We start from the raw sequence: 16075 nt of genomic DNA, 5'->3' as shown, positions 1-16075 counted from the left end.
CCGGCGCGATGCTGGCGGACAGCTCGGTCGCATCCCTGCTGCCATAGAAGGCGCTGGCGCCGAAGTGCGGCATCTGGTCGCGGGTGGCGCTGGCCAGTTCGATCGTGCCGGCGACCGCGCCCGCGCCGAACGCGCCACTGCCCCCGCCGCGCGTCACCCGCACCAGCGCCAGCCGGTCGGGCACCAAAGCCGAAAAGGGGATATAGCCGAAGAAGGGATCGGCCACCGGCACGCCATCAAGCAGCACCAGCGTCCGGCTCGACGCATTGCCGCCCAGCGCGCGCAGCGTGGCGCCCTGGTTCGAGGGATTGGAGGCGCGACTATCAGAGCGGCGGAACTGCTGGAAGCCCGCGACATCGGCCAGCACGCTCTCGATCCGACCCGACGCCGCATCCGTCAGCCGATCCCGGTCGATCACCACAGAGCCATAGGCCGGCGTGCCCGGCGGCAGGCTTAGGCCCGTGCCGGTTACGATGATCGACGCGGCGGCCATCGCCTCGCCAGCGTCATCGGGTGTTTCCGCCTGCGCCGCGAAGGGCGCCATTGCCATGCCAAGCGCGAGCCATTTTGTTCTGCGCATATATCCTCCCCTGCCGTCCCGTCATGCGAAGGGGCGGCATCCCTTCGATAGGATGCCGCCCCTTGCCGGAACATTGGCCTTTGGGCCGATGGCCCTTCTCCCGCTCAGAAGAAGAGGATGGCGCCGGCGGCGATCGTGTCGCCCTCCGCCTCATTGCCGTTATGCGCCTTGGACGTGCTGTGGATATATTCGCCGATCAGCGTCACCCAGCTGGTCAGGCCATAACGGCCCTGCCCCACCCAACTGCTGTTCTTGCGGATAAGCGTCGGGTTGGCGAGCGCATCGGCGGCATTGGCATAATGGAGATTGCTCTCGCCATAGCTGCCGCCGACCGAGAATTTGCCGAAGGTCGCCAGCCCCTGAAGATAGAAGCCGTCGCTGTCGCGCTTGTTGCCGGCGGCATCGGTGTCGAACAGGTTGAGCGCCGTCGTGCCCAGCCCCGAGCCATTATAATAATAGCCGGTGAGGACGATCGGGCCGTAGCCGATCTTGGCACCGGTATCGAAACCGCTGCCGGTATAGGAAATGCCGTCGACGCGATTATGCCGTTGGGTAATCCCCGACAGCCAGGCGCGGGCCGAGAAGTCGCCGAACTTGCCGTCATAGACGATCTTGCCCTGAAAGCCGGGCGACTTGTTGCTTTCACCCGGCCCCGTCAGCGATTCGAGCGGCTGGAAGACGCCGACCGAGACCTGGAAGCCCGACAGGCTGGGCGAGGTATAAGTGATCTGCGGCTGGAAGTCCGTGTAGATATAGCCAATGCCGATGCGGCCGAGCGAAGTGTTGGACGGCGCGACATTGCCGCCGCTCGACCCGACCGACAGCAAAGTGATGTCGTTCAATATGCCTTCCGAGCCGAACAGGCCGATGTCGCGACCCAGCTTGAACTCGCCCAGCCCCGATCGGCCGATGGTCATGTAGGTCTGGCGGAAATCGATGCCGGCGGTCTGCAGCGCCACCGGCCGGCCGCCGGCATTGGCGCCGCCGCCGACGGAATAATCGGCGCTGTTGATGCCGGGATACATGCCGAAATGGGCGCCGACGTCCCAGCCACCCTGGTTGGTGGTGACGTCGAACTTCAGATAGCCGGGCAACAGGCCGTTGCGGATCGCCGAACTATTGCCGCCAACCGGCACCACGCCGCCGACGACATCGGTATTCGGCCCCGCCGCCTGGCCATTTTCATGGGTGTAGAAACCGTTCACCGATCCGGACATCTTGACCGTGACATCGCCCACCTCGAAGCCGACGCCGCTGTCGGCGACGCGTACCACGGGCTTCCCGTCCGAGGCGGCGGGCGCAGCGGCAGCGGCCGGCGCCGCAGCATCTTCCTTTGCCAGCTGGGCATATTCCTCGTCGGTGAGGATCCCCTTTTCATGCAGCCTTTTCAGCAGCTCCGTCGTCGTGCCGGCGCTGGCCGGCGTTGCCCCTGCGACGAACAGCAACGCCATGGCGGCGCTGCCGAGGAATGTTCCCCGTGCCATCTCATCCTCCCTCTTGTGCGCCGGTCGTGCCGGCTGTCGGGAAGAGTGGGCGGCGGCGATGGCGGCCGAAATTGGACTTTGGTTCTCGTCCTCCCTCCGCGCACCTCGCTATACTTTTGGTCAGGGCGCGACGGCGATGCCCCACGGCCCGGCGCCGACCGCCACCGTGCCGACGACCTTGCCGGCGGCCAGGTCGATCACCGAAACATTGTCCGAAAGGCCATTGGCGGCAAAAGCGCGCGCGCCGTCCGGGCTGACGGCGACATGCCAGACCCGCTTGCCGACCGGCACATAGGCGCGAACCTTGCGGGTGACGACATCGACCAGCGCGACATGGTTGGCACGGCCGAGCGCCACGACCGCCGTCTTGCCGTCCGGCGTGAAACGGATGCCGCAGGGCAATAGCTGATAATCCTGCACGCCAGGAATGGCGAAATGCAGCGTATCGACGATCTTGCGCGTGGTCGGATCGGCAATCTGCACCGTGCCGCCCATCTCCGCCGCGATCCACAGCTCCTTGCCATCGGCGGTAAATTCGACATGGCGGGGGCGCTGATCAGTCTCGGTCGCGTCGACCATCGTCTTGTTCGCCAGGTCGATCCAGTTGACGACGCCGTCATCCTCCGATGTCACCACCACCCATTTGCCGTCGGGGCTTTGCGCCACGCCCTCGGGCTCCTTGCCGACATCGACCTGGAAGGCGACCTTGCGGCTGTCGAGGTCGATCGCGGTCAGCGCGGCATTATCCTCATTGGCGACGAACAAGGTCCGGCCATCGCGCGACAGGAAGAATTGCTCGGGATCCTGCCCCGATGGCAGGTCCGCGACGACCTTGCCGGTCGCGCGGTCGATCATCTGCACCGCATGGTCGTTGCTGGCGCAGAGCAGGATATATTTGCCGTCCTTGGTGAGGGTGATGCCGCGCGGCCGTCCGCCCACCGGCCAGGTCGCGACCGTCTGCATCGTGGCGGCATCGATGACGCTGATGCTGTTGCCGCGTTCGTTGGAGACATAGAGCGTCTCGGCCTGGACGGACGGGATCGCCGCCGCCAGCGCAAGCCCCGCAATCACGCCCTTCATCATGCCCGCATCCTCTCGTCCTTTTGGCCTGATAGCGGATTAGCCCCCGGTCCGTCGCGGCGGGATTGTACCAATGGCCAATGGGGGCCGTCCCCGCCCTCCCCTACAGTCGTCAGCGACAGGGACGACATGCGGCCAGCACAGGCACGCGGCACAGACGAGGGTTTGGGATGAGGAATTACGGACGGATCGCATTGTTCGGCGCGGCCTGCCTGGCGGGCGCATCGATCACATCGGCACTGATGGCGCATGGCAATGTCACGCCGCAGGCGGTCGACACGTCGGCCCTGCCGGAAATCGGCGCCGACTGGGTTCAGCACAATCCCTATCGCGGCAATGCCACGGCGGCCAAGATCGGCGAATCCGCCTATGGCCAGAATTGCGCGCGCTGCCACGGGCTGGACGCGGAAAGCGGCGGCATCGCGCCGGACCTGCGCTATCTGGAAGTCGGCGACAGCGGCGATGAATGGTTCATCCAGCGTTACCAGCATGGCTCCAGCCATGACGGCAAGGTCTATATGCCGCCCTTCGGCGACGTGCTGGGACAGAAGGCCGGATGGGCGATCCGCGCCTGGCTCGAAACCAAGCATCAGGAGTGACCGCGATGGATCGCCGCGCCTTCTTGAGCAGCGCGGCGGCCGCCGCGCTGATTGGCTATATTTCGAGCGGGCAGGCCGCAAAGGCCGCACCGCTCGGCAAGGTCAGGGAATTGGGTGTCCTTCGGGTCGCAGTCTATAAGGACAACCGCCCCTGGTCCTGGCGCAAGGATGGCAAGCTGACCGGGATCGACGTCGATCTGGCCCAGGCGCTGGCCAAGGGGCTGGGCGTGCGCGCCGACATTGCCGAACTGGTCGCCGACGAAAGCGCCGACGACGACCTGCGCAACGGGGTGTGGAAGGGCGGCCTGCTGGGCTTCCAGCCGGCCGACATCATGCTGCACGTGCCGTTCGACCGGACTTTCGCCGCACGCAACGATCAGGTCGCGATCATCGCGCCTTATTATCGCGAAAGCTTCCAGTTTGCGGCGGTCAAAAGCGAGATCGACGTCAACGCGCCGCCGACCCAATATCGCGGCAAGCGGCTGGCGGTCGAGATCGACTCCATTCCCGATTTCTACCTGATCGGCACATTCGGCGGCATATTGGCCAGGGATGTCGTCCATTTCCCCGGCGGGACAGAAGCCGTCACCGCGCTGACCGACGGCCGCGCCGACGGCGTACTCGCCAGCCGGGCACAGATCGAGGCGGTGCTGCACGACAGCGGCGCCACCAACATCGTCCGCCGCACCAGCCCCCTGCCCGCCTTCACCTCGGCCGGATGGGACATCGGCATGGCGGTGAAGGAGAATAGCCGGAACCTGGGCGATGCGGTCGAGACCATCCTGGCCGACATGACGCAATCGGGTGCGCTCAAGGCGATCTTCGAACGCCATGGCGTCGCCTATGCGCCGGCCGTCGCGGCCGGCTGAACGGGCGACCCAAGGTCCAATTGGCACAGCCGCCGGGCCTCATAAGGTGCTGCATCGACGGCGTTGATCACGCCGGAAAACAAGGGAGGATGACTATGACGGAACGTTTCACGCGTTCGTTCCTGGGGGCAGCCGCGATCGCGCTGGTGGCCGGGGCTGCGCCACTGCTCGCGGCCGATGCGGCGGGCGGGCCGACCGATGCCGACCTGATGAACGATGCCGCATCGACCGGCGACGTGCTGACCTATGGCATGGGACCGCAGGCGCAGCGTTTCAGCACGCTCAACCAGATCAACACCGACACCGTCAGCAAGCTGGTGCCCGCCTTCGCCTCGTCGCTGGGCGGCGAGAAGCAGCGCGGCCAGGAGGCCCAGCCTCTGGTCTATGACGGCACCATCTATGTCACCGGTTCCTATTCGCGGCTCTATGCCTTCGACTCCCGCACCGGCGAGGAGAAATGGGAATATAATGCCCGCCTGCCCGACGACATCATGCCCTGCTGCGACGTCGTCAATCGCGGCGCGGCGATCCATGGCGACAAGATCATCTTCGCCACGCTCGACGCGCGGCTGGTGGCGCTCAATCGCCATACCGGCAAGGTGGTGTGGAACAAGCAGATCGCCGACTACAAGGCCGGCTATAGCGCGACCGCCGCGCCGCTGATCGTCAAGTCCATGGTCATCACCGGCAATTCGGGCGGCGAGTTCGGCATCGTCGGCGCGGTCGAGGCCCGCGACGTCGATACCGGCGAGCTGATCTGGCACCGCCCGGTGATCGAAGGCAATATGGGCACCCTGCGCGGCAAGGATAACGGCATCACCGGCAAGCTCAATGCGACCTGGCAGGGCGATCTCTACAAGACCGGCGGCGGCGCAACCTGGCTGGGTGGCACCTATGATCCGGAAACCAATCTTCTCTATTTCGGCACCGGCAACCCGGCCCCCTGGAACAGCCATTTGCGGCCCGGCGATAATCTCTACACCGCGTCGACGCTGGCGATCGATCCCGAAACCGGCGTGATCAAATGGCATTACCAGACCACCCCGCATGACGGCTGGGATTTCGACGGGGTCAACGAGTTCATCCCGTTCGACGCGACGATCAACGGCAAGCCGATGAAGCTGGGCGCCAAGGCGGACCGCAACGGTTATTTCTTCGTGCTCGACCGGACCAACGGCAAGTTCGTCAGCGCCAACCGCTTCGTCATGCAGACCACCTGGGCCAGCGGCTATGACAAGAATGGCAAGCCGATCGTGATCCCGGCCGGTCGTCCCGGCGCGCCGAGCGCGACCGAGAAGGGCAGCACCGTCTTCTCCTCGCCCAGCTTCTTAGGCGGCAAGAACTGGATGCCGATGGCCTATAGCAAGGACACCGGCCTGTTCTACATCCCGTCCAACGACTGGGGCATGGACATCTGGAACGAGCCGATCGCCTACAAGAAGGGCGCCGCCTATCTGGGCGCGGGCTTCACCATCAAGCCGATCGCCGAGGATCATATCGGCGCGCTGCGGGCGATGGACCCCAAGACCGGCAAGATCGTCTGGGAATATAAGAACAAGGCGCCGCTGTGGGGCGGCGTGTTGTCGACCGCCGGCAACCTGGTCTTCACCGGCACGCCCGAAGGCTATCTGAAGGCCTTCGACGCCAAGACCGGCAAGGAATTGTGGAAGTTCCAGACCGGGTCGGGCGTGGTCGGATCGCCGGTCACCTGGGAACAGGATGGCGAACAATATGTCGCCGTCATGTCCGGCTGGGGCGGCGCGGTGCCGCTGTGGGGCGGCGAAGTGGCCAAGTCCTTCAAGGACATCAATCAGGGCGGTTCGCTCTGGGTGTTCAAGCTGGCCAAATAAGGAGGCGAGGACGATGATCGTCATGGGGCGCGGACAGCATATGCACGGCGGAAATCGCGGGCAATTTGCCGCGCCCCCGCCTATGATCCATCATCATGGCCAGGGGGCGGACATGCAGGTCGAAGACAGTGATGCGATGATGGAAAGGGTGCTGATCGTCGACGACCACCCGCTGGTGCGCGACGGGCTGCGCAGCGTGATCGCGGTCAGTTTCGACGGCTGCGAGATTTTCGAGGCGGCCAGCCTGGAGGAAGCGCTGGCGACGCTGGAGAAACAGTCCAATTTCGACCTGGTGCTGCTCGACCTCAATATCCCCGACGTGAAGCGGCTCGACGGCCTGAAACTGCTGCGCAGCCGCCACCCGATCCTGCCGGTAGTGATGGTGTCGGGCGCGTTCGACCGGGCGATCGTGCGCGAGGCGCTGGGCGCCGGCGCGGCGGGGTTCATCCCCAAGTCGATGAAGCGCAGCGCCATCGTCGATGCGCTGCACCGGGTGGTGTCAGGCGAAATCTACATGCCCGACGCGATCGACGAGGCGCCGCAGGAAAGCGCCGAGGAAGCCGATATCCTGACCCGGATCGGCAGCCTGACGCCGCAGCAGCGGATCGTGCTGACCCATCTGGTCCATGGCCGGCTGAACAAGCAGATCGCCCATGACCTCAGCGTATCGATGACCACGGTGAAGGCGCATGTCTCCGCCATTCTGCAGAAGCTCAACGTCTTCAGCCGGACCCAGGCGGTCATCCTGGCCAACCGGGTGCATTTCGATGGCGACAATTGAGCGCGAAAAATAGGAAATCCCGCGCTTAACTTCGCATATTTCCCGCGCATTTCGACATTTTGATGCCGATGTTGGAAATCATGTTGCGCGCCCCATCCCTATCGTCCCCTGTTCCCGACTAGCATGGAACAGGGGCTGTAGGACAGGCAGGGACGGGTCAGAAGCTGGCCTTCAGCCCGTCGATCACGAACTGCGCCGCGAGCGCGGCGAGCAGCACGCCCAGCAGGCGGGTAATCACCGCCTCGATCTTGGTGCCCAGGATCGCCATCAGCGGCCCGGCCGCCAGCAAGGCGCCCAGCATCAGCACCAAAGTCACCGCCACCGCCACCAGCACGACCAGCCGGTCGACCATGCCGTCGGCACGCGACATCAGCAGCATGACGGTCGCGATCGAGCCCGGCCCGGCGATCATCGGCATCGCCATCGGGAAGACGGAGACATCCTCCACCTCCGGCGTCTCGGCGATCTTCTGGGCCCGGTCCTCGCGCCGCTGGGTGCGCTTTTCGAACACCATGTCCATCGCGATCATGAACAGCATGATGCCGCCGGCAATACGGAAACTGTCCAGTTCGATGCCGAGCACGCCCAGCAGCTGCTTGCCCCACAGGGCGAAGACCAGCAGGATGGCGGCGGCGATGCCGACCGCACGGATCGCCATCGACCGGCGCTGGGCGATGCTCGCCCCGCTGGTCAGGCTGGCATAGATGGGCGCGCAGCCCGGCGGATCGATCACCACGAACAGGGTGACGAAAGCGGATATGAACAATTCCATCATGACGGCGCCCCCACCTTGTCGTCGATCACCACATCATAGCCGGTCCCGTTCCACATGCGGACGGTGACCCGGCGGCTGCCGTCGGTCGCGACATCGGCGGACCAGATCAGGCTGTCATCCTGCGGCACCGGTGGCGCCTCCCCCGTTGCCGGGGGTGGACCTTCGGGCCGCGCACCGCGCTTGCAGGTCGCGACCTTGCCGGTCAGAAATTCCGGCGCGTCCCGTTCGGTCGCCAGGCGATCGCCATGATCGAGGATCCATTGCCAGCGGCCCTTCTTGTCGCGCCGCCACAGGGTGGTGAAATAGCCGACCGATCCGTCCGGCCGTTTCCAGTTACCGGTGCTGGCGGCGAGCAGGCCGTCGCAGGAGACATAGACGATCGAGGGCGACCAGCTGACCGAGGCCGGCGGGTCCGCCTGCTTCTTCAGCCAGTCCTTCGCCACCACCCGCTGCGGCACGAACATCACGGCGTCATCCGCCGCCGTCTCGCGAAAGGCGGTCCATTGTCCCTTTTGCTGGGCAAGCCGGTTGAAGGCGATTTCGGCCGCGATCACCGAGCTGGGATCGGGCTGGTAACGCATCGGCGGCTTGGCCGCGACCAGCATCACCAGGCTGAGGGCGAGGAGCGCGCCGCGCCCCTTCACAGCCCCTCCGGCTTGGCGAGGCCCGCGCGCGCATGGGCGGCGACCAGCGTGTTGCGCAGCAGCACCGCAATCGTCATCGGGCCGACGCCGCCGGGGACCGGGGTGATGGCACGGACATGCGACAGCGCCTCGGCGGTGGCGACATCGCCGACGATCCGGCCCTTGCCATCTTCCGTATCGACCACGCGGTTGATGCCGACGTCGATCACCGTCGCGCCCGGCTTGATCCATTCGCCCTTCACCATTTCGGCGCGGCCGACGGCAGCGACCACGATGTCGGCGCGGTGGACGATGCTGGCAATGTCGCGGGTGCGGCTATGGGCAATGGTGACGGTGCAATTTTCGGCCAGCAGCAGCGCCGCCATCGGCTTGCCGACGATGTTGGAACGACCGACCACGACCGCCTCCATGCCCGACAGGTCGCCCAGTTCGTCCTTCAGCAGCATGATGCAGCCGAGCGGCGTGCAGGGCACCAAAGCCTCCTGCCCGGTGGCGAGGCGCCCCGTATTGACGACATGGAAGCCATCGACATCCTTGGCCGGGTCGATCGCGGCGATCACCGCTGCTTCATCGATATGCCTGGGCAGCGGCAACTGGACCAATATGCCGTCGACCCGGTCGTCATGGTTCAGCTCCTCGATCAGGTCGAGCAGGTCATCCTCGCCGATGCTGTCGGGGCGCTTGAACTCGAAGCTTTCCATGCCGGCCGCGACCGTCATCTTGCCCTTGTTGCGGACATAGACGCTGCTCGCGGGATCTTCCCCCACCAGCACCACGGCCAGGCCCGGCTTGCGGCCCGTCTGTTCCACGAAGGCGGCGACGCCATCGGCCACCTTGTCCCGCAGTCCGGCCGCAAAAGCCTTGCCGTCGATAATCTTGCCGATCGTCATGTCGCGTCTATCCATGTCTCGATGATGGCGGTCAGCCGGTCCAACGCCTGCGCCCCGCCCTGTATCCGCAATCGCTTTAGCCGGTTGGTATCACCCGATTCCAGCAAAATCGCGCCCCTGGGCCAATCCAGCCGCTTGGCCAGCAGCGCGATCAGCGCCGCATTGGCCTTTCCCTTTTCCGGCACGGCGCGCACGCGGGCGGATAGCCAGTGCGCACCATGTTCGTCGGTCCAGCGCCCGCCGACATCCTCGCGCGTGGCGCCGGGCGTCAGACGGACCGCCAGAATTAGGTCATCCCCGTCCCGGCGCCAGCCGGTCAGAGACTGTTTGAGAAAGCCGGTACCAGCCCGCTCCCCCGCCCAACCACCCGATCCAGTGTCATCCTGTCGGGTGGTTGGGCGGGGGAGCGGGCTGGTACCGCGCTGAAAAATCGCTCTTTCGCGATTTTTCAAACAGCCGGTCACATCAGGCTGGAGAAGAGCGGCGGCAGGATCGCCTGGCGGATGATGAGAATGCCCAGCAGGACGACCATCGGCGTCAGGTCGAGCGCGCCGAGGTCGGGCATGACCCGGCGGATCGGATTATAGATGGGCGCGGTCATCCGATCGAGCGCGACCATCACGGTGCGCACGAAATCGCTGCCCATGTTGACGACGTTGAAGGCGATCAGCCAGCTCATGACGGCCTGGATGATGATGATCCACCACAGCACGTCGAGCAGGATGACGATGGTCTGATAGAGGGCGTAGGCCATGCGGTCTCCGAAAGAGCGGTTGGCGCTCGCTCTAGCCGAGGCATGGGGCCGGCCACAAGTCGCGACAGTCCCTTATTCCACCAAAGGACGCCATAGTTCTGCAAAAGCCGGTTCGACAGGAAGGGGTAGCGGGACCAGCCTGTCGCGCTATAGCTGGGTCATGGATTTTCGTGACGCTTCCCCCGCCGACGCCCCGCTGATCGCCGCCATGCATGTGGAAAGCTGGCGCATCGCCTATGCCCATATCATGGACCCGGCCTATCTGGCGGGCGGGATCGAGGCCGAGCGGCTGGCCACATGGACACAGCGGCTCGAACATCCGGCACCGGGCCAGCGCATCATCATCGCCGAACGGGACGGGCAGCCGATGGGCTTCACCTGCATCATCGGCGGGGCCGATGATCGCTGGGGCACGCTGGTCGACAATCTCCACGCCCTGCCTGCTGCGCGCGGAACGGGCCTTGGCACGGCATTGCTGGCGCGCGGGGCGCAATGGGCGATCGAGGGCTGGCCGCAGACCGGCCTGTTCCTGTGGTGCTACAGCGACAACCAGGCCGCGCGCGGCTTCTATGCCTCGCGCGGCGGGGTCGAGGTCGAGGATTGGGACAAGCCCGGCCCGGACGGCCGGACCCTGCCGGAAAAGCGCATCTACTGGGCTGATCCGGCGATCCTGCTCCGGTAAATCCGGGCTTATTTGCGGATCAGCGTGCCCGCACCGCGATCGGTGAAGATTTCCAGCAGCATGGCGTGCGGCACCCGGCCATCGAGGATGACGGCGGCGTCGACGCCGCTCTCGACCGCCTTGACACAGGTTTCCAGCTTCGGAATCATGCCGCCGGTGATGGTCCCGTCCACCTGCAGCGCATGGATCGCCGCCGGATCGAGATCGGTCAGCAATTCCTTGTCCTTGTTCAGCACGCCCGGCACGTCGGTCAGCAGGAAGAAGCGCGACGCCTGAAGCTCGGCGGCGATCGCGCCAGCCATGGTGTCGGCATTGACATTATAGGTATGGCCATCGGCGCCGATGCCCACGGGCGCGACCACAGGGATGATGCCGTCCTGGGTCAGCGTGTCGAGGATGCGACGATCGACCGAGACCGGATCGCCGACGAAGCCCAGATCGACATGGCGTTCGATGCCCGAATTGGGATCGGGCGCGCGGCTGTGGCCGACCTTCTCGCACAGGACGAGGCCGCCATCCTTGCCCGAGATGCCGACCGCGCGGCCGCCCGCGCCGCTGATCCAGCCGACGATTTCCTTGTTGATGGAACCGGCCAGCACCATTTCGGCGATCTGGGCGGTTTCCTTGTCGGTGACGCGCAGGCCGTTCACGAACTGCGATTCGACGCCCAGCTTCTTGAGCATGGCGCCGATCTGCGGCCCGCCGCCATGGACGACGACGACATTGATGCCGACCGCCTTCATCAGGACGACGTCCTCGGCGAAGTCGCGTGCAGCCTCCGGATCGCCCATGGCGTGGCCGCCATATTTCACGACGAAGGTCTTGCCCGCATAGCGCTGCATATAGGGCAGCGCCTCGACAAGGGTTTCGGCCTTCGCGAGGAGCGCGGGATCGGGGGCGTAGTTGCTGGTCATGCGCGCGCGCATAAGCCCATATGCGCGCTACGGCAAGTTATCGATCGAGGCGACGGCCCAATGCGACCGCGGCCGAGATGAGCGGCGGCACCAGGATGATCGACAGCAGCACCTTGGTAATCATCTGCCCGACCATCAGGTCCATGATCGGACGCTCGCCATAGAAGGAGATGGTGATGAACAGCAGGGTGTCGACGATCTGCGACACGACGCTGGCCACCATGCCGCGCAGCCAGACCAGACGGCCTTCACCCCCGGCCAGTCGCGAGAAGATGAAGACGTTGAGCGTCTGCGACGTGCCATAGGAAATGAGGCCCGCCAGCATCATGCGCGATCCCTGTCCCACGACGATCGGGAAGGCATCGACGGCGGGCGGATACATGCCCGGATCATGCGGCAGGGCGATGACGATATGAATGAGCGCGGCCGACACCAGCAGCGGCACGAAGCCCAGCCGCACCAGCGCGGTCGCGGTCTTTTGCCCGTGCAGTTCCGACACGGCGCTGGAAATGATGACCAGCAGCAGGAAGGCGAAGATGCCGGCCTCCACCGCGAGCGGCCCCAGGGCGACCTGTTTCACCCCCAGCACGCCGGCCATGCAGACCATGCCGCCATAGAGGATGGAAAAGACGAAGAGGGAGCGGGTCAGCGGCGCGGGCGATGAAGTCATCGCCAGCCCTTACCGGGATTCGGCCTGCGGGGGAAGATGGCGCGGCACGCCCTGCCCCGTCCCCTTTCAGGCCAGCATGGTCCGCAGCAGCGCGCGCAGCTGGGCGGGCTTTACCGGCTTGTTCAGCAGGGGGATGTTGGCAGCGGCGAGCTGGGTCTTGAGCGGTTCGCCGCGATCGGCAGAGATCATGACGGCGGGGATGCGGGCGCCGAAATGATCGTGCAGGCGGGTGATGACCGTGTCGCCGGTTTCCCCGTCCTTGAGATGATAGTCGACCAGGATGATGTCGGGCCGGCGGCCATCGGCGAACAGGGCGGCCGCCTGGTCATAGCCGTCGGCGGTGACGACGCTGCATCCCCAGCCGGTGAGCAGGGTGCGCATGCCCGACTGGATCTGCTTTTCATTGTCGACCACCAGCACCGACAGGTCGCGCATCGACCGGTCGCGGGTCGGCTGGCCGGTGTCGCCATCCTCCTCGCGCTGGGGCTGGCCGATGGGGAGGGCGATGGCGAAGGTCGCCCCCTGCCCCGGCTGCGAGCGCAAGGTAATGGGGTGGCCCAGCATGTCGCTGGCGCGCTTGACGATGGCGAGGCCCAGCCCCTTGCCCTGGCTGCGGGTGTCGAGCCGGCGAAATTCCTCGAAGATCAGCGCCTGCTGCTCGGGCGCGATGCCGGGGCCGCTGTCGGTCACGCTGATTTCCACCCGGTCGTCATGCTGGATGCAGGCGACCGAGACCGTCCCGCGCGGCGTGTAGCGGATGGCGTTGGAGATGAAATTCTGGAGGATGCGGCGCAGCAGGCGCAGGTCGGTCTCGACCCAGAGCGGCTGCGCCTCGATCCGGAAGGCAAGGCCAGCCGATCGGGCCATGGGGGCAAATTCGACATTCAGCGTCTGGAGCAGCCGGTCGATGCGGAACGGGCCGATTTCCGGTTGGATCGCACCGGCGTCGAGGCGCGAGATTTCCAGCAGTGCCTCCAGCAGATCCTCGACCGAGTCGAGCGCGGTCGAGGTCTGGTTGACCAGCGCACGGGTCGGCAGCGCCAGCCGCCGGTCCCCCAGCGCCGCGACGAACAGCCGCGCGGCATTGAGCGGCTGGAGCAGGTCATGGCTGGCGGCGGCGAGGAAGCGGGTCTTGGACAGGTTCGCCTTTTCCGCGACGATCTTGGCATCGATCAGCGCCGCCTCGATCGCGCGGCGCTCGGCCACTTCCCCTTCCAGCTTGCGGTTGAGCTCGACCAGTTCGCCGGTGCGTTCCGACACGCGCCGTTCCAGCGTTTCAGCCGTTTCCTGAAGGCTGGCCTGGGCGCGCAGCATGTCGGTGACGTCGGTGAAGCCGAACACCTGGCCGCCATCGGCCATCGCGTTGCTGCGCAATTCGAAATGCCGTTCCCCGGCGGTGCAGAGGCAGACCATCGCCTGCTGGTCCGCGCCGCCGCCGCGCCAGTCGAGACAGCCCTGATCGTCCATCGCCAGCGTTTCGCGGCACCAGCGCTGCAATTCGGCATGGCTGCCAAGCGCGCCGGCGAAATTTTCCGGCAGGGCGAGCAGCCGACGCAGCGCATCGTTCCAGGCGGCCAGTTGCCCACTGCCGTCGAACACGCAGACCCCCTCCGACAGATTGTCGAGCGTGGATTGCAGCACGACGTTGCGTTCGGCCAGTTCGCGGGCACGGGCGCGGGCATCCTCTGCCTTCGCCTCGGTAATGTCGGTATAGATGCCGACGATGCCGCCTTCGCTGGTGCGCAGTTCGTTGATCTGTATCCAGCGACCATCGGCCAGCCGCTGCACCTGGCCACCATCGGCGATGCCATGTTTGGCCAGGCGATCCGACACCCAGCGATCGGGCGCGACCTGTGCCCCGGCCGGCCCCTGGCTGTGGGCAGCGATGCGGGCGATGTCGTGGAAGGTCAGATTCTGATCCAGCCGTTCGGCGACCTGCGGCCAGAAGCCGAGATAGGCTTCATTGTAGAGGATCAGCCGGTCTTCGGCATCGAACAGCACGAAGCCTTCGTTGATCGATTCGATCGCATCGCGCAGGCGGACCTGCGCGGCGTCCGCATCGGCATGGGCTTCGGCCAGATCGGCATTGGCCTTGGCGAGGCGACCCAGCGCATCCTCCAGCTGGAGCGTCCGGTCGCGCACCTTGGCTTCGAGCGAGATGGCGGTTTCGAACATGGAAAAGGCGTTGGCCGACATGTCGGTCGACCGTTCCACCCGATCCATCAGCGCGCCGTTGATCTTGCGCAGCTTGCGCACCTCCTCGCGCAGGGCATCCAGCTCCGCGTCGGTTTCAAGGGCGGTGCGCAGCTCGCTCATCGGCCGATCGCCAATCCGCTGAAGGTCTGGTTGACGTGCAACGCATGATATTGCTCGCCATAGGTGTTGAAGCCGATCACCCGGTTGCCGGCATAAAGGGCGGAAACATCGCGCGAAATCTGGCGCTGTTCGGCATCGATGCGGTTGAGGACGCAGTCGAAGGCGATGATCCGATCCACCTCGCCCACGCGGGCATGCAGGTCGGAGAAGAGCTGGCGCATGCCGGCGATCCGATCCACCGGCTCGCCGATATTAAGGACGATCCCCTCGTCTATCGCGCAATAGAAGGTCAGGCTGCCGTCCGCATTGGCGCTCTGGATCGAGCGGACATGATATTCGCCGCCGGCCCGGACCATCGGCGGATGCGCCGCGAAAAATTCCATCCCCAATTCCTCGCCGGCATGCCCGGCCAGACGCAGATATTCGGCGGCGGCGGGCTCTGCATTGATCTCGGTCACGATGCGTTCGTGCGGGATCGCGCCGGTGATCACCATCTTGGCGGCGCCAGGCTGATAATGCTGCGCCTTGAAGACGTGCATCGGCCGGGTCGAGGAGAGGATCGCCACCACGGCGGCGCGGGCATGGAAGCGGCCGCCATCGAAGATCGCTGTCTGGCGGAAGGCGAGATCGTCGCCCGATGATCCGCCGATCAGCGGAATGTCGCCCAGCGCATCCTGGATCGTCATGGTCAGCAATTCCTCCCGATGCGAGAGGCCGTCGACCAGGAACAGCGCGACATGATTGACCAGCCCGCCCAGCCGGCGGCTGTCCCGTTCCGCCTGCGCCGCCAGCGCGCGCACGACTTCGCGCGCGGCGACCGGATCGAAATTGTCGATGTCGTCGAAACAATGGGAGGTCATGCAGAAATCGGCCGCAGGAAAGCCGATCACGGTCAGGCTGTCATGATCATAGCCCGCATCGGTCAGTTCGCCCGAGCTGGTGCAGCCGATCACGGTGGTGCATTCGCTATGCAGGTTGATCGCCCGCGCCAGGCTGTCCCGGTCATAATGCTGGGAACAGAAGATCACGGCGCCGGCCAGCGGCTCCGTGCCGAGTTGATCCACCAGATCCGCCATCGCCTCGAACGGATCGTCGGCATGGGAGGACGCAAATCCTATCCCTGCCCTTACCCCTGCGCCTGTCGCCATTGTCTCTCCCCATCGCCCATTTTCTTATGCTTTGGGGCA

17 protein-coding genes are annotated in these 16075 nt (G+C 65.5%); 5 read left to right on the top strand and 12 right to left on the bottom strand.

All coding sequences use genetic code 11. The annotated features are described in order from the left end of the window. From CG471_RS00785 to CG471_RS00775, 3 genes are all read right to left on the bottom strand, one after another. Positions 1-580: TonB-dependent receptor (locus CG471_RS00785; RefSeq protein WP_180275580.1), on the bottom strand; the 580-nt coding region annotated here is incomplete at its 3' end. 104 nt (positions 581-684) lie between these two features. Then, a complete protein-coding gene (locus tag CG471_RS00780; RefSeq protein ID WP_099229910.1) occupies positions 685-2064 on the bottom strand; it encodes a porin in 1380 nt (459 codons plus the stop codon). A 120-nt stretch (positions 2065-2184) separates the two neighbouring features. Continuing rightward, positions 2185-3147: a PQQ-dependent catabolism-associated beta-propeller protein gene (locus CG471_RS00775; RefSeq protein WP_099229908.1), complete on the bottom strand. Its 963-nt coding sequence runs from the start codon at positions 3145-3147 to the stop codon at positions 2185-2187. A 167-nt stretch (positions 3148-3314) separates the two neighbouring features. On the opposite strand from CG471_RS00775, the gene pedF reads away from it, so the two are divergent. From pedF to CG471_RS00755, 4 genes are all read left to right on the top strand, one after another. After that, complete coding sequence (pedF, locus tag CG471_RS00770; protein ID WP_004208341.1) at positions 3315-3743, top strand: cytochrome c-550 PedF; 429 nt, start codon at positions 3315-3317, stop codon at positions 3741-3743. A 5-nt stretch (positions 3744-3748) separates the two neighbouring features. Continuing rightward, positions 3749-4612: an ABC transporter substrate-binding protein gene (locus CG471_RS00765; RefSeq protein ID WP_099229906.1), complete on the top strand. Its 864-nt coding sequence runs from the start codon at positions 3749-3751 to the stop codon at positions 4610-4612. A 95-nt stretch (positions 4613-4707) separates the two neighbouring features. After that, positions 4708-6462, top strand: coding sequence for a methanol/ethanol family PQQ-dependent dehydrogenase (locus CG471_RS00760; RefSeq protein WP_099229904.1), 1755 nt, complete (start codon positions 4708-4710; stop codon positions 6460-6462). Positions 6463-6475: 13 nt separating this feature from the next. Further along, positions 6476-7243, top strand: a complete 768-nt coding sequence (locus CG471_RS00755) for a response regulator transcription factor (RefSeq protein WP_048937579.1) — start codon at positions 6476-6478, stop codon at positions 7241-7243. A 157-nt stretch (positions 7244-7400) separates the two neighbouring features. Here the strand turns inward: CG471_RS00755 and CG471_RS00750 are convergent, their stop codons facing one another. The 5 genes from CG471_RS00750 to CG471_RS00730 all read right to left on the bottom strand — a co-directional run bounded on the left by CG471_RS00750 (position 7401) and on the right by CG471_RS00730 (position 10306). After that, the gene (locus CG471_RS00750; RefSeq protein ID WP_004208345.1) at positions 7401-8018 is read right to left on the bottom strand and encodes a MarC family protein; all 618 of its coding nucleotides are present in this window, start codon (positions 8016-8018) and stop codon (positions 7401-7403) included. Then, complete coding sequence (locus tag CG471_RS00745; protein ID WP_099229902.1) at positions 8015-8662, bottom strand: hypothetical protein; 648 nt, start codon at positions 8660-8662, stop codon at positions 8015-8017. The genes CG471_RS00750 and CG471_RS00745 overlap by 4 nt, the downstream gene beginning before the upstream one ends. Next, positions 8659-9552, bottom strand: coding sequence for a bifunctional methylenetetrahydrofolate dehydrogenase/methenyltetrahydrofolate cyclohydrolase FolD (folD, locus tag CG471_RS00740; protein WP_099229900.1), 894 nt, complete (start codon positions 9550-9552; stop codon positions 8659-8661). The genes CG471_RS00745 and folD overlap by 4 nt, the downstream gene beginning before the upstream one ends. Further along, entirely contained in the window at positions 9549-9872 is a 324-nt protein-coding gene (locus CG471_RS00735) for a DUF167 family protein (protein ID WP_029547849.1), read from the bottom strand. Before CG471_RS00735 ends, folD begins: the two co-directional genes overlap by 4 nt. A gap of 140 nt (positions 9873-10012) precedes the next feature. Beyond that, complete coding sequence (locus CG471_RS00730; RefSeq protein WP_004208349.1) at positions 10013-10306, bottom strand: YggT family protein; 294 nt, start codon at positions 10304-10306, stop codon at positions 10013-10015. Between the two features lie 160 nt (positions 10307-10466). On the opposite strand from CG471_RS00730, the gene CG471_RS00725 reads away from it, so the two are divergent. Next, positions 10467-10988 (top strand): GNAT family N-acetyltransferase, encoded by a 522-nt coding sequence (locus CG471_RS00725; RefSeq protein ID WP_099229898.1) that lies wholly within the window; start codon positions 10467-10469, stop codon positions 10986-10988. Between the two features lie 8 nt (positions 10989-10996). On the opposite strand, the gene argB is transcribed toward CG471_RS00725, so the two are convergent. From argB to CG471_RS00705, 4 genes are all read right to left on the bottom strand, one after another. Further along, the gene (gene argB, locus CG471_RS00720) at positions 10997-11914 is read right to left on the bottom strand and encodes an acetylglutamate kinase (protein ID WP_004208351.1); all 918 of its coding nucleotides are present in this window, start codon (positions 11912-11914) and stop codon (positions 10997-10999) included. A gap of 25 nt (positions 11915-11939) precedes the next feature. Continuing rightward, positions 11940-12572, bottom strand: coding sequence for a queuosine precursor transporter (locus CG471_RS00715; RefSeq protein ID WP_010338459.1), 633 nt, complete (start codon positions 12570-12572; stop codon positions 11940-11942). Positions 12573-12638: 66 nt separating this feature from the next. After that, positions 12639-14888 carry a NahK/ErcS family hybrid sensor histidine kinase/response regulator gene (locus tag CG471_RS00710; protein ID WP_099229896.1) on the bottom strand — a complete coding sequence of 750 codons (2250 nt, stop codon included), beginning with the start codon at positions 14886-14888 and terminating at the stop codon, positions 12639-12641. Then, a complete protein-coding gene (locus CG471_RS00705) occupies positions 14885-16036 on the bottom strand; it encodes an FIST N-terminal domain-containing protein (RefSeq protein WP_048937584.1) in 1152 nt (383 codons plus the stop codon). Before CG471_RS00705 ends, CG471_RS00710 begins: the two co-directional genes overlap by 4 nt. Positions 16037-16075: the final 39 nt, after the last annotated feature.

This window comes from Sphingobium sp. IP1 (assembly GCF_002708645.1).
Taxonomy (GTDB): Bacteria; Pseudomonadota; Alphaproteobacteria; order Sphingomonadales; family Sphingomonadaceae; genus Sphingobium; species Sphingobium yanoikuyae.
Note: the sequence above shows the minus strand (reverse complement) of the source record. Positions and strands in the feature narration are given on the sequence as shown.

Bases quoted from the DNA above. Each gene is read 5' to 3' on its own strand.
- CG471_RS00780 (WP_099229910.1), bottom strand. From the start codon at position 2,064: ATGGCACGGGGAACATTCCTCGGCAGCGCCGCCATGGCGTTGCTGTTC.
- CG471_RS00775 (WP_099229908.1), bottom strand. From the start codon at position 3,147: ATGATGAAGGGCGTGATTGCGGGGCTTGCGCTGGCGGCGGCGATCCCG.
- pedF (WP_004208341.1), top strand. From the start codon at position 3,315: ATGAGGAATTACGGACGGATCGCATTGTTCGGCGCGGCCTGCCTGGCG.
- CG471_RS00765 (WP_099229906.1), top strand. From the start codon at position 3,749: ATGGATCGCCGCGCCTTCTTGAGCAGCGCGGCGGCCGCCGCGCTGATT.
- CG471_RS00760 (WP_099229904.1), top strand. From the start codon at position 4,708: ATGACGGAACGTTTCACGCGTTCGTTCCTGGGGGCAGCCGCGATCGCG.
- CG471_RS00755 (WP_048937579.1), top strand. From the start codon at position 6,476: ATGATCGTCATGGGGCGCGGACAGCATATGCACGGCGGAAATCGCGGG.
- CG471_RS00750 (WP_004208345.1), bottom strand. From the start codon at position 8,018: ATGATGGAATTGTTCATATCCGCTTTCGTCACCCTGTTCGTGGTGATC.
- folD (WP_099229900.1), bottom strand. From the start codon at position 9,552: ATGACGATCGGCAAGATTATCGACGGCAAGGCTTTTGCGGCCGGACTG.
- CG471_RS00730 (WP_004208349.1), bottom strand. From the start codon at position 10,306: ATGGCCTACGCCCTCTATCAGACCATCGTCATCCTGCTCGACGTGCTG.
- CG471_RS00725 (WP_099229898.1), top strand. From the start codon at position 10,467: ATGGATTTTCGTGACGCTTCCCCCGCCGACGCCCCGCTGATCGCCGCC.
- argB (WP_004208351.1), bottom strand. From the start codon at position 11,914: ATGCGCGCGCGCATGACCAGCAACTACGCCCCCGATCCCGCGCTCCTC.
- CG471_RS00715 (WP_010338459.1), bottom strand. From the start codon at position 12,572: ATGACTTCATCGCCCGCGCCGCTGACCCGCTCCCTCTTCGTCTTTTCC.
- CG471_RS00710 (WP_099229896.1), bottom strand. From the start codon at position 14,888: ATGAGCGAGCTGCGCACCGCCCTTGAAACCGACGCGGAGCTGGATGCC.
- CG471_RS00705 (WP_048937584.1), bottom strand. From the start codon at position 16,036: ATGGCGACAGGCGCAGGGGTAAGGGCAGGGATAGGATTTGCGTCCTCC.